Here is a 13,394-nt window from a genome sequence, read left to right as displayed (position 1 = left end):
CAGCCCGGGGGGCGGGGGGCGGACCCGTTCCCACTCCCCGGCCCCCCCGGACCTGGGAAGGCGGCCCCGCGGGGGTCAGGGTCGCTTGGCCAGCAGATCCTCGACCCGGCTCCGGATGTCCTCGGAGTCCAGGCCGCGGATGGTCAGGGTGGTGCGGCGGCGCAGCACGTCGTCCGCCGTGCGCGCCCACTCGTAGTCCCGGGCGTAGACGACCTGCGCCCAGATCTCCGGGGCGTCCGGGTGGACGCGCTCGGCGAGCGCCGGGTCGCCGGCGGCCAGCCGGGCGATGTCGAAGGAGAGCGAGCCGTAGTGGGTCGCCAGATGGCGGGCGGTGTCGGCGGCCATGCGCGGGCCGGGGGTGCCGCCGTCCACCAGCAGCCGGTGCTCGACGGCGTGCGGATTGGCCAGGCCCGGCAGCGGCATGTGCCGGGGCAGCAGCTTGACCGGCTCCATGTCGTCGGCGAGCGGACGGCCCGGCAGCTCGGCCAGCTTCTGCATCACGGTGCGGCCGATGTGGCGGAAGGTGGTCCACTTGCCGCCGGCTATGGAGAGCATCCCGCCCTTGCCCTCGGTGACCACGGTCTCCCGCTTGGCCTTGGCGGTGTCGCCCGGCCCGCCGGGCAGCACCCGCAGACCCGCGAAGGAGTAGGTGATCAGATCGCGGGAGAGCTGCTGGTCGCGGATGGAGAAGGCGGCCTCGTCCAGGATCTGGGAGATGTCCGCCTCGTTGACCGCGACATCGGCCGGGTCGCCCTCGAACTCCTCGTCCGTGGTGCCCAGCAGCAGCATGTCCTCCCAGGGGAGGGCGAAGGTGATGCGGTACTTGTCGATCGGGGTGGCCAGCGCCGCCCGCCAGGGGGAGGTGCGCTTGAGGACCAGGTGCGCGCCCTTGGACAGCCGGATCGACGGCGCCGCGCCCGGGTCCTCCATCCGGCGCAGATGGTCCACCCAGGGGCCGGTGGCGTTGAGCACCAGACGGGCGCCGACCCCGAACTCGGTGCCGTCGGTGCGGTCCCTGAGCTCGGCGCCGGCGACCCGGCCGTCGTTCTTGCGCAGGCCGACGACCTCGGCGTGGTTGAGGACGGTGGCGCCCGCCTCCACGGCCGCCCGGACCGTCATCAGGGCCATGCGGCTGTCGTTCATCTGGCCGTCGCCGTAGACCGCGACCGCCTTGAGGCCCTCGGTGCGCAGTTCGGGGACGTCGCGCGCGGCCCGCTCGGCGCCGATCACATGGCCCACGCCGTCACGGAAGGCCGAGAGCGCCGAGTAGGCGAAGACGCCCGCGCCCAGCTTGGCCGCGCCGTGCGGACCGCCCTTGTAGACCGGCAGGTAGAAGGTGAGGGGGTTGGACAGGTGCGGGGCGACGGTACGGGAGACCGCGCGCCGCTCGAAGTGGTTCTCGGCGACCAGCTTGACCGCGCCCGTCTGAAGGTAGCGCAGGCCGCCGTGGAGCAGCTTGGAGGAGGCCGAGGAGGTGGCACCGGCGAAGTCACCGGCGTCCACCATCGCCACCCGCAGCCCGGACTGCGCGGCGTGCCAGGCAGTGGTGATGCCCAGGATGCCGCCGCCGATCACCAGGAGGTCGTACGTCGCCTTGGAGAGCTGTTCCCGGGTTTCGGCTCGGCTCGGGTTCGAACCGGCAGCCGGGTGCGTTCCGAGGGAGGACGGAACGCTCTGCAGGGTGGTCATTGATTACTCCTCGTCTTCGATCCAGCTCATGGTCCGCTGCACGGCCTTGAGCCAGCTCTTGTACTCGCGGTCGCGGACGTCCGCGTCCATTCGGGGGGTCCATTCGGCCGCCCGGCGCCAGTTCGCGCGCAGGGCGTCGGTGTCCGGCCAGAAGCCGACGGCGAGACCGGCGGCGTAGGCGGCGCCGAGGCAGGTGGTCTCGGCGACCATCGGGCGCACCACGGGTGCGTCCAGGGCGTCCGAGAGGGTCTGCATCAGGAGGTTGTTGGAGGTCATACCGCCGTCGACCTTGAGCGAGGTGAGCTCGACCCCGGAGTCCTTGGTCATCGCGTCGACGATCTCGCGGGTCTGCCAGGCGGTCGCCTCGAGCACGGCACGGGCGATGTGCGCCTTGGTGACGTAGCGGGTCAGGCCCGCGATCACACCGCGCGCGTCGGACCGCCAGTACGGGGCGAACAGGCCCGAGAAGGCGGGTACGAAGTACGCGCCGCCGTTGTCCTCGACCGAGCTCGCGAGGGTCTCGATCTCGGCGGCGCTGTTGATCAGACCCATCTGGTCCCGCATCCACTGCACCAGCGAACCGGTGACCGCGATCGAGCCCTCCAGGGCGTAGACCGGCTTCTCGTCGCCGATCCGGTAGCCGACGGTGGTCAGCAGCCCGTTGTAGGAGTTGACCGGCTTCTCGCCGGTGTTCATCAGCAGGAAGGTGCCGGTGCCGTAGGTGGACTTGGCCTCGCCCTCGGAGTAACAGGTCTGGCCGAACAGGGCCGCCTGCTGGTCGCCGAGCGCGGAGGCGACCGGCACGCCCGCCAGGACGCCCTCGGCCGTGTGCCCGTAGACCTCGGCGGAGGAGCGTATCCGCGGCAGCACGGCGGCCGGGATGTCCATCGAGGTCAGGATCTTCTCGTCCCAGTCCAGGGTGTGCAGGTTCATCAGGAGGGTGCGGGAGGCGTTGGTGACGTCGGTGACGTGCACACCGCCGTTGACGCCGCCGGTCAGGTTCCAGATGACCCAGGAGTCCATGGTGCCGAAGAGGATGTCGCCCGCCTCGGCCCGCTCGCGCAGCCCCTCGACGTTGTCGAGCAGCCAGCGGATCTTGGGGCCGGCGAAGTAGGAGGCCAGCGGGAGGCCGGTCTCGCGGCGGAAGCGGTCCTGGCCGACGTTGCGGCCGAGCTCGCGGCAGAGGGCGTCGGTGCGGGTGTCCTGCCAGACGATGGCGTTGTGCACCGGCTCACCGGTCCTGCGGTCCCACAGCACGGTGGTCTCGCGCTGGTTGGTGATGCCGATCGCCTTGACGTCGACGGCGGTGATCTCGGCCTTGGCGATGGCGCCGGCGACCACCTCCTTGACGTTCTCCCAGATCTCGGTGGCGTTGTGCTCCACCCAGCCGGGCTTGGGGAAGATCTGCTCGTGTTCCTTCTGGTCCACCGAGACGATGCGGCCGTCGCGGTCGAAGACGATGCAGCGGCTGGAGGTGGTGCCCTGGTCGATGGCCGCGATGAACGGTCCCTGGCCGTGGGACGAGGCGCTGGTGGTGTGGGTGTCGGTCATGATCTGCTGCTCTCCTGCGGGTGGTGGGGTGGACTAGGCGAAGGCGATCTCGTAGATCCCGCCGGCGATGGCGCCGCCGATGAGCGGGCCGACGACCGGGATCCAGGCATAGCCCCAGTCCGAGCCGCCCTTGTTGGGCAGCGGCAGGAGGGCGTGGGCGATCCGGGGGCCGAGGTCACGCGCCGGGTTGATGGCGTAACCGGTCGGGCCGCCGAGCGAGAGGCCGATGCCGACCACCACGAAGGCGGTGATCATGACGCCGATGACGCCGAGGCCCTTGCCGTCGCCGTTGAGCCCCTGAGTGAGGATGGCGAGCACCAGCACGGCCGTGGCGATGATCTCGGTGGCCAGGTTCTGGCCGATGTTCCGGATCTCGGGGCCGGTGGAGAAGATGCCGAGCACCGGGCCGGCGTCGGTGGCCTGCTGCTTGTCCGCCGCCACCGTGTCCTGGGCGCCCGGGCCGCCGACGATCTCGCGGTCGGTGAGATGGGCGTGGAAGTGGCCGAGGTAGGCGAGCCACACCAGCGACGCGCCGATCACGGCGCCGAGCATCTGCCCGAGGAAGTAGATGGGCACCTTGTTCCACTCGACGCCGCCCTCGATGGCGAGGCCGACCGTCACCGCCGGGTTCAGATGCGCCCCCGAGAGCGGTGCGGAGATATAGGCGCCGGTGAGCACGGCGAAGCCCCACCCGAGGGTGATGGCGACCCACCCGGCCTCGAACGCCTTGGATTGCTTCAAGACAACGCCGGCGACGACACCGCAGCCGAGCAGAATGAGAACGGCGGTACCGATGGTCTCGCCGATGAAGATGTCGGAGCTGGACACCCGCGACTCCTTTGTCCTTCGTCCAGGGGAAGGCGAACCCCCGGGTCTATCCGGTGGTCCGCGCCCTCGTGGGAGGGCGTTGGTCGGCCCGCGGCGAGTCCACCATAGCGAATATTGTCGTCAGGTGTTCGACAATGCCGACCGATGAACGGCAGTTTTCTTCACACTGAAGACCCCGTCAAGGGTCGTGTGAAGGAAAAATCGCGCGTATGTGAAACCGTGATGAAGTGGGTCATGCGGGGACATGGGGGCAGATCCACACGCGTTGGCGCGATTCAGAAACGCAGGGCGCCCAGGTCCCGGGAGACGGCGCGCGCACAGTCCCGTACGGCGGCCACGAGCTCGGAGCGCAGCTCCCCGTCCTCGCACACCCGCTCGACCGCGCCCGTTATCCCCACCGCGCCCACGGGCAGCCGGCGGCGGTCGTGGATGGGTGCCGCGACGGACGCCACGCCCTCCCAGGTCTCCTCCACGTCGCAGCCCCAGCCGCGCGCCCGGGTCAGGTCCAGCACGCCCTCGAACTCGCGCTCCCCGGTCACCGTGCGGGGCGTGAACGTCTTACGGTCGCCCTCGGTCACCTCGCTGTGCGCGACCGGGTCGTAGGCGGAGAGCACCTTGCCCAGGGCCGTGGAGTGCAGCGGGTGCATCGCGCCGACCTCCAGCACCTGGCGGCTGTCGTCCGGCCGGAAGACATGGTGGACGATCAGTACGCCCTGCTGGTGCAGTACGCCCAGGTACACGCTCTCGCCGCTGGAGCGGGCCAGGTCGTCGGTCCACACCAGGGCGCGGGCGCGCAGCTCGTGGACGTCCAGATAGCTGTTGCCCAGGCGCAGCAGCTCCGCGCCCAGCTGATAGCGGCCGGACGCCTCGTCCTGCTCCACGAAGCCCTCCTGCTGGAGGGTGCGCAATATGCCGTGCGCGGTGCCCTTGGCCAGCCCCAGGGTGGAGGCGATGTCGGACAGTCCCAGACGTCGCTCACCACCGGCGAGCAGGCGTAGCATCGCGGCGGCGCGCTCCAACGACTGGATGTTCCGGGCCATCGCCAACCTCCTGACTGCGGTTCGACAATGCTGAACACTATCGGTCCATGCCGACTGCGTGGTACCTGACGCTGCGTGTCGGCGATCGACGGACTCACCGGGGGCCGATCGGCCGTACTCATCCCGGCTGATGGAACGACCATCGTGAAATGACCACTGGCAGCTACCCTGGCGTGGTGCGCCGTCCCCAGGGGAGGGCGCAAAGCCGACAGCCGTCGCACTCCAGGGAGCACATCCATGGCCTCTCATACGCCAACGCCCACATCCGCCGCCCGAGCCGACGCGCTCCGCGAAGCGCTGGCCACCCGCGTGGTGGTCGCCGACGGCGCGATGGGGACGATGCTCCAGGCGCAGGAGCCCAGTCTCGACGACTTCCAGCAGCTCGAGGGCTGCAACGAGATCCTCAACGTCACCCGCCCGGACATCGTCCGCTCGGTCCACGAGGCGTACTACGCCGTCGGCGTGGACTGCGTCGAGACCAACACCTTCGGTGCCAACCACGCGGCGCTCGGCGAGTACGACATCCCCGACCGCGTCCACGAGCTCTCCGAGGCCGGCGCCCGGATCGCCCGTGAGGTCGCCGACGAGTTCGGCGCCGACGGACGGCAGCGCTGGGTGCTCGGCTCCATGGGCCCCGGCACCAAGCTGCCCACCCTCGGCCACGCCCCGTACACCACCCTCCGCGACGCCTACCAGGCCAACGCCGAAGGCATGATCGCCGGCGGCGCGGACGCCCTCCTGGTGGAGACCACCCAGGACCTGCTGCAGACCAAGGCCTCGATCATCGGCGCCCGCCGCGCCCTCGACGCCACCGGTGCCAACCTCCCGGTGATCTGCTCGGTCACCGTCGAGACCACCGGCACCATGCTGCTCGGCTCCGAGATCGGCGCGGCGCTCACCGCCCTCGAGCCGCTCGGCATCGACATGATCGGCCTCAACTGCGCCACCGGCCCCGCCGAGATGAGCGAGCATCTGCGCCACTTGGCCCGCCACTCCCGGATCCCGCTGTCCTGCATGCCCAACGCCGGCCTCCCGGTGCTGGGCAAGGACGGCGCCCACTACCCCCTCACCCCCGGCGAGCTGGCCGACGCCCAGGAGACGTTCGTCCGCGAGTACGGGCTCTCCCTGGTCGGCGGCTGCTGCGGCACCACGCCCGAGCATCTGCGCCAGGTCGTCGAGCGGGTCCGCGAGCTGACCCCCACCGAGCGCACCCCGCGCCCCGAGCCCGGCGCCGCCTCGCTCTACCAGACCGTGCCGTTCCGCCAGGACACCTCGTACCTGGCCATCGGCGAGCGCACCAACGCCAACGGCTCCAAGAAGTTCCGCGAGGCCATGCTGGAGGCCCGCTGGGACGACTGCGTGGAGCTGGCCCGCGAGCAGATCCGCGAGGGCGCCCATCTGCTCGACCTGTGCGTGGACTACGTGGGCCGGGACGGCGTCGCGGACATGGAGGAGCTGGCCGGGCGGTTCGCCACCGCCTCCACCCTCCCCATCGTCCTGGACTCCACCGAGGTCGACGTCATCCGGGCCGGGCTGGAGAAGCTCGGCGGACGCGCGGTCATCAACTCCGTCAACTACGAGGACGGGGACGGCCCCGAGTCGCGGTTCGCCAAGGTCACCCGGCTGGCCCAGGAGCACGGCGCCGCCCTCATCGCGCTGACCATCGACGAGGAGGGCCAGGCCCGCACACCGGAGAAGAAGGTCGAGATCGCCCAGCGGCTGATCGCCGACCTGACCGGCAACTGGGGCATCCACGAGTCGGACATCCTCATCGACACCCTGACCTTCACCATCTGCACCGGTCAGGAGGAGTCCCGTAAGGACGGCATCGCCACCATCGAGGCGATCCGCGAGCTCAAGCGGCGCCACCCGGACGTCCAGACCACGCTGGGCCTGTCCAACATCTCCTTCGGCCTCAACCCGGCCGCCCGCATCGTGCTCAACTCCGTCTTCCTCGACGAATGTGTCAAGGCGGGCCTGGACTCGGCGATCGTGCACGCCTCCAAGATCCTGCCGATCGCGCGGTTCGAGGAGGAGCAGGTCCAGACCGCCCTGGACCTGATCTACGACCGCCGCGCCGAGGGCTATGACCCGCTCCAGAAGCTGATGGGGCTCTTCGAGGGCGCCACCGCCAAGTCCCTCAAGGCGGGCAGGGCCGAGGAACTGGCCGCGCTGCCCCTGGAGGAGCGCCTCAAGCACCGCATCATCGACGGCGAGCGCAACGGCCTGGAGGCCGACCTCGACGAGGCCCTCCAGGAGCGCCCCGCCCTCGACATCGTCAACGAGACGCTGCTGGACGGCATGAAGGTGGTCGGCGAGCTGTTCGGCTCCGGCCAGATGCAGCTGCCGTTCGTCCTCCAGTCCGCCGAGGTCATGAAGACCGCGGTCGCCCATCTGGAGCCGCACATGGAGAAGTCGGACGACGAGGGCAAGGGCACCATCGTGCTCGCCACCGTCCGCGGCGACGTCCATGACATCGGTAAGAACCTCGTGGACATCATCCTGTCCAACAACGGCTACAACGTCGTCAACCTGGGCATCAAGCAGCCGGTCTCCGCGATCCTGGAGGCCGCCGAGGAGCACCGCGCCGATGTGATCGGCATGTCCGGGCTGCTGGTGAAGTCCACGGTGATCATGAAGGAGAACCTGGAGGAGCTCAACCAGCGCAAGCTGGCCGCCCGGTTCCCCGTCATCCTCGGCGGCGCCGCGCTCACCCGCGCCTACGTCGAGCAGGACCTCCACGAGATCTACGAGGGCGAGGTGCGCTACGCCCGCGACGCCTTCGAGGGGCTGCGGCTCATGGACGCCCTGATCGCCGTCAAGCGCGGTGTCCCCGGCGCCACGCTCCCCGAGCTCAAGCAGCGCCGGGTGCCCAAGCGGGACGTGTCCGTGACCGAGCCGGAGCCGGAGGGCCCGTCCCGGTCCGACGTGGCCACCGACAACCCGGTGCCCACCCCGCCCTTCTGGGGCACCCGTGTGGTCAAGGGCATCCAGCAGGTCGACTACGCGTCCTGGCTGGACGAGGGCGCGCTGTTCAAGGGCCAGTGGGGGCTCAAGGAGGCCCGTACCGGCGACGGGCCGAGCTACCAGGAGCTGGTGGAGTCCGAGGGCCGTCCGCGGCTGCGCGGCTGGCTCGACAAGCTGCACACCGAGAACCTGCTCGAGGCGGCCGTCGTCTACGGCTACTTCCCCTGTGTCTCCAAGGGCGACGACCTGGTCCTGCTGAACGAGGACGGCAGCGAGCGCACCCGCTTCACCTTCCCGCGCCAGCGCCGCGGCCGCAGGCTGTGCCTGGCCGACTTCTTCCGCCCGGAGGAGTCCGGCGAGACGGACGTGGTCGGCCTTCAGGTGGTCACCGTCGGCTCGAAGATCGGCGAGGCCACCGCCGAGCTGTTCGCCGCCGACTCCTACCGCGACTACCTGGAGCTGCACGGCCTGTCCGTCCAGCTGGCGGAGGCGCTGGCCGAGTACTGGCACGCCCGGGTCCGCGGCGAGCTGGGCTTCGCCGGGGAGGACCCCGGTGACATCGAGGACATGTTCGCGCTGAGGTACCGCGGCGCGCGCTTCTCGCTGGGCTACGGCGCCTGCCCCGACCTGGAGGACCGCGCGAAGATCGCCGATCTGCTCGAGCCGGAGCGGATCGGGGTGAAGCTGTCGGAGGAGTTCCAGCTCCACCCCGAGCAGTCCACGGACGCCATCGTGATCCACCACCCGGAGGCGAAGTACTTCAACGCGCGGTAGACGCGCGGTAGCCCTCCGGCGGCCTCCTGTGACCGCCTTGGTGCTCACCGGGCGCGTCGGCACGGCGCGACGTAGACTGGTCGATCCGGTAGAGGCCGGTCGCCTTCCCGTCAGCGGAAGGGGGCCGGCCTTCGTGCCCCTTATCCGGAGGTGTTTGGATGACCAGCAGCATCCCCGCCGTCGACACCCGTACGGCCGAAGGCTCGGCTCTGCAAGCCGTTCTGCTCGACATGGACGGCACCCTGGTCGACACCGAGGGCATCTGGTGGGACGCGGAGGTCTCCATTTTCGCCGAACTCGGGCACGCCCTCGCCGAGGAGTACCGCCAGGTCGTGGTGGGCGGTCCGATGTCGCGCAGCGCCCAGTTCCTGATCGAGGCCACCGGCGCCGAGATCGCCCTCGCCGAGCTCACCGGCCTGCTCAACAGCCGCTTCACCGAGCTGATCGACGGCAGTGTGCCGATGCTGCCCGGCGCCCACCGGTTGCTCACCGAGCTGGCCGCGCACTCCATCCCCACCGCCCTGGTCTCCGCCTCCCACCGGCGGGTGATGGACCGCGTCCTGCGCTCGCTCGGCCCGGAGCACTTCGCCCTGACGGTCGCGGGCGACGAGGTCGAGCGGACCAAGCCGCATCCGGACCCCTATCTGCTCGCCGCGGCCGGGCTGGCCGCCGAGCCGGGGCGGTGCGTGGTCATCGAGGACACCGACACGGGCGTACGGGCCGCGGAGGCGGCCGGGTGCCGGGTGGTCGCGGTGCCGTCCGTGGTGCCGATCGAGCCCGCGGCGGGGCGTACGGTCATCGGCTCGCTCGAAGAAGTCGATCTCGATTTCCTGCGCACTCTGGTCACGGCGGTGCACTGATCGCGCACCGAGCGTATTCCTGTAAATTACAAACTGAATAGCGCGGGCGGACTTTTCACGTTCCGTTGGCGACAACGGAGCGTGATGTTTATCACTGCATATGCCGTAGACGCGTGCGGTGGTTGGCTGTCGCGCGTCCCGTCTGGTGCGATTTGGGTGAGCCCTTGTGTCCGGATTGGTGGCATGGCGTACGAATCGCCACCGCGTCCGGATATCGGTCGATGATCGCTCGTTATCGGGGCGTGATATCGCCTCAACTTCGTTGTGTCTGAGTATCACTGGCGCCTCGGACTAATCTCGTCGCGAGTAGTTGATCGATGGCAGGGAGACTCCCGACAATGACGCGCAAGTCGCTGGTGCTGCCGGCTGTGGCCGGCCTCCTGATCTCCACGCTCGCCGCGTGCGGTGGTACCGACGGCTCGGGCTCGGACGGCAAGACGCTCGTCCTGGGCAGCACGGACCGTATAGAGGCGTCGAAGGCGGCGCCCGCGCCGCTGGACCCCGCCCTGGCCTACGACTTCGCGTCCTGGAGCGTGCTGCACAACGCCTTCCAGACGCTGATGCGGCTGCCCCGGTCAGGAACCGAGCCGATACCCGACGCGGCCGAGAAATGCGGCTTCCAGGACAGACAGAGCGAGCAGTACCGCTGCACGCTGCGCAGTGGGCTGAAGTTCTCCAACGGCCACGACCTCACCTCGAAGGACGTCAAGTTCTCCCTCGAGCGGGTGCTGCGCATCGACGACCCCAACGGCACCAAGTCCTTGCTGTCCAACGTGGACAAGATCGAAACTCCCAGCGACCGCGAGATCGTCATCCATCTCTCGCAGCCGGACGCGACCTTCCCGTCGAAGCTCACCACCCCGGCCGCCGCGATCCTGGACAGCGAGGTCTACAAGCCCGACGCGCTGCGCAACGGCTTCGAGATGACCGGCTCGGGCCCGTACAGCGCCAAGACCGAGGTGCGCGACAACCGGCTGACGAAGGTCGTCTTCAGCAAGAACTCCCACTACCAGGGCGATGTCCAGCCGAAGGCCGGCAAGGTGGAGATGCGGTTCTACGACTCCGCGTCGACCATGGAGAAGGCGCTGGTCAAGGGCGACATCGACGTGGTCCACCGCGGCTTCTCGCCCGAGCAGATCGACCGGCTCAACAAGGGCGAGATCAAGGGCGTCCGCCTCTTCGAGTCCTCCGGCCAGGGCATCCGCTACCTGGTCTTCAACACCTCCAACCCGACGGTGAAGAACAAGGCGGTCCGGCAGGCCATCGCCCATCTCGTGGACCGCCAGGCGCTGGTGCGCGATGTGTACAAGCGGACCGCCGAGCCCCTCTACTCGATGATCCCCACCAGCATCTCCTCGCACATCAACTCGTTCCACAACGAGTACGGCGACCCGGATCCCGATGAGGCCCGGCGCGTGCTGAACCAGGCCGGTATCGACACCCCGGTGAAGCTGACGCTGACCTACACCACCGACCACTACGGCCCGGAGACGGCCGGGGAGTTCAAGGAGCTGCGCAAGCAGCTCAACGGCAGCGGGCTGTTCTCCGTGACGATCAAGGGCTACCCGTGGCGGGACTTCCGCCCCGCGCTCGTCAAGCGCCAGTTCTCCGCCTCCGGGATGGGCTGGCTCCCCGACTTCCCGGACCCCGACAGCTACACCGCGCCGTTCCTCACCAAGGACAACTTCCTCAACTCGCCCTACCGCAACAAGACCATCCAGGACGAGCTGATCCCCAAGACCCGGCAGGAGGCCCAGCGCAGCCTCGCCGACAAGGACTACCAGTCCATCCAGAACGCCGTCGCCAGCGATGTGCCCTACCTTCCGCTGTGGCAGGGCAACACGTACGTGGCCGCCCGGGGGAACGTGACGGGCGCCGAGTACGCCTTCGACTCCTCGACCATGCTCCAGCTGTGGGAGCTCGGTAAGGGAGACTGAGAACGACTTACGGGGGTCGGATACGAAGACGTCGAGTGTGTGAGGAATACCTTGAGGAAACGTGATCAGTGGCTGGCAGCTCCCCTCGGGGCGGGGCTGGCCGCCGCCCTGCTCACCGGCTGCGGCAGTGAGGACGGGGACGCGGCGGGCAGCGGCGAGCACGTGGCCATGGGGATGTCGGACGAGGTGCTCGCCACCGACCCGGCGTCCGGCTACGACCCGGGCTCCTGGCTGCTGTTCAACAACGTCTTCCAGTCGCTGCTGAGCTTCCCGAAGGGCAGCACCACACCGCAGCCGGAGGCGGCGGAGAAGTGCTCCTTCAAGGACAACACCAGCCGGGTCTACTCCTGCACGCTCAAGGACGGCCTGAAGTTCTCCAACGGCCATCCGCTCACCTCAGAGGACGTCAAGTACTCCTTCGAGCGCACCAAGCGGATCAATGACCCGAACGGTCCGGCGCTGATGCTCACCTCCATCGGGAGCATTGACGCCCCGGACAAGCGGACCGTCGTCTTCCATCTGAAGGACTCCGACGCGACCTTCCCGCAGAAGATCGCCTCCGGTGCCGGCTCCATCGTGGACCACCAGGAGTACCCGGCCGACAAGCTGCGCACGGACCACAAGGCGGTCGGCTCCGGCGTCTACAAGCTGGACTCCTTCACCAAGGACAAGGCGGACTTCTCCGTCAACGGCGGCTACCAGGGGCCCGCCAAGCCGAAGAACTCCGGGCTGACCCTGAAGTTCTTCCACGGCGGGCAGGCGCGGCTGAAGTCCGCCGTGCAGAAGGGCGATGTGGACCTCGCCTATCGCGGGCTGGCCATGCGCGACCTCGCCGACCTCCAGGCGCAGAGCCTCGGCGGCGGCAAGAGCCTGAACGTGGTCGAGGGCACCGGCGCCGAGGTCCAGCACCTGGTCTTCAACATGAAGGACCCGGTGGCGGGCAAGCTCGGAGTGCGCAAGGCCATGGCGTACCTCATCGACCGCTCCACCCTGGTGCGGGACGTCTACAAGCGCACCGCCGAACCGCTGTACTCGGTGGTCCCGGCCGGTATCACCGGCCACAACACCGCCTTCTACGACAAGTACGGCGACCGCCCGCAGCCCGGGAAGGCCAAGCAGGCGCTGCGGGACGAGGGGATCAGCGGCAAGGTCAAGCTGACCCTGTGGGGCACCCCGATCCGCTACGGCCCCGGCACCGTCCCGGGCCTGCGCCGGATCGCCGAGCAGCTCAACGCCAGCGGGCTGTTCGACGTCGATGTGAAGAGCGCGGACGTCGCCACGTACGAGAAGGGCGTGGCCGGCGGGAAGTACGGCGTCTATGTGAAGGGCTGGGTGCCCGACTACCCGGACCCGGACAACTTCGTCGCCCCGTTCTTCGGCGCCGGCAATGTCCTGGCCAACCACTACACCTCGCCGCGGCTGACCGCGCAGCTCATCCCCGCCACCGCCGAGCAGCCCAGCCGCGAGGCCACGGTCGGCGACTTCCAGCGGATCCAGGACATCATCGCCGACGAGGTGCCGATGCTCCCGCTGTGGCAGGGCAAGCAGTACGCGGTGGCCCAGGACGACATCACCGGGCTGCAGTGGACCCTCGACTCCTCGACGGTCTTCCGCTTCTGGGAGATCGGCAAGTCGTCCAACGGCTGACGGGCTGACGGGGGGGGGGGGGGGCGGGACCCCACCGCCCCCCCCCCCCCCCCCCCCCGACCGAGCACACCACACCCCCGCGCCGCGACACCCCCCCAAAA

Annotated in this window: 8 protein-coding genes; 4 read left to right on the top strand and 4 right to left on the bottom strand. The window is 69.3% G+C overall.

Translation table 11 applies throughout. The features are described from left to right. Positions 1 to 75: 75 nt before the first annotated feature. From ACFXB5_RS46905 to ACFXB5_RS46890, 4 genes are all read right to left on the bottom strand, one after another. A complete protein-coding gene (locus ACFXB5_RS46905) occupies positions 76 to 1,689 on the bottom strand; it encodes a glycerol-3-phosphate dehydrogenase/oxidase (RefSeq protein WP_201853914.1) in 1,614 nt (537 codons plus the stop codon). Positions 1,690 to 1,692: 3 nt separating this feature from the next. Continuing rightward, positions 1,693 to 3,240, bottom strand: a complete 1,548-nt coding sequence (gene glpK, locus ACFXB5_RS46900; protein WP_385220375.1) for a glycerol kinase GlpK — start codon at positions 3,238 to 3,240, stop codon at positions 1,693 to 1,695. Positions 3,241 to 3,273: 33 nt separating this feature from the next. After that, positions 3,274 to 4,068, bottom strand: a complete 795-nt coding sequence (locus ACFXB5_RS46895) for an MIP/aquaporin family protein (protein ID WP_385220372.1) — start codon at positions 4,066 to 4,068, stop codon at positions 3,274 to 3,276. Positions 4,069 to 4,343: 275 nt separating this feature from the next. Then, the gene (locus ACFXB5_RS46890) at positions 4,344 to 5,108 is read right to left on the bottom strand and encodes an IclR family transcriptional regulator (protein WP_385220369.1); all 765 of its coding nucleotides are present in this window, start codon (positions 5,106 to 5,108) and stop codon (positions 4,344 to 4,346) included. A 237-nt stretch (positions 5,109 to 5,345) separates the two neighbouring features. Between ACFXB5_RS46890 and metH the strand changes: the two genes are divergently transcribed. The 4 genes from metH to ACFXB5_RS46870 all read left to right on the top strand — a co-directional run bounded on the left by metH (position 5,346) and on the right by ACFXB5_RS46870 (position 13,293). After that, positions 5,346 to 8,849 (top strand): methionine synthase, encoded by a 3,504-nt coding sequence (gene metH / locus ACFXB5_RS46885; RefSeq protein ID WP_385220366.1) that lies wholly within the window; start codon positions 5,346 to 5,348, stop codon positions 8,847 to 8,849. A gap of 158 nt (positions 8,850 to 9,007) precedes the next feature. Continuing rightward, positions 9,008 to 9,709 carry an HAD family hydrolase gene (locus ACFXB5_RS46880; RefSeq protein WP_385220363.1) on the top strand — a complete coding sequence of 234 codons (702 nt, stop codon included), beginning with the start codon at positions 9,008 to 9,010 and terminating at the stop codon, positions 9,707 to 9,709. A gap of 338 nt (positions 9,710 to 10,047) precedes the next feature. Beyond that, positions 10,048 to 11,646, top strand: coding sequence for an ABC transporter substrate-binding protein (locus tag ACFXB5_RS46875; RefSeq protein ID WP_385220360.1), 1,599 nt, complete (start codon positions 10,048 to 10,050; stop codon positions 11,644 to 11,646). A 51-nt stretch (positions 11,647 to 11,697) separates the two neighbouring features. Next, positions 11,698 to 13,293, top strand: a complete 1,596-nt coding sequence (locus tag ACFXB5_RS46870; RefSeq protein WP_385220357.1) for an ABC transporter substrate-binding protein — start codon at positions 11,698 to 11,700, stop codon at positions 13,291 to 13,293. Positions 13,294 to 13,394: the final 101 nt, after the last annotated feature.

Source organism: Streptomyces sp. NPDC059455 (genome assembly GCF_042750115.1).
GTDB classification, from domain to species: Bacteria; Actinomycetota; Actinomycetes; order Streptomycetales; family Streptomycetaceae; genus Streptomyces; species Streptomyces endocoffeicus.
Note: the sequence above shows the minus strand (reverse complement) of the source record. Positions and strands in the feature narration are given on the sequence as shown.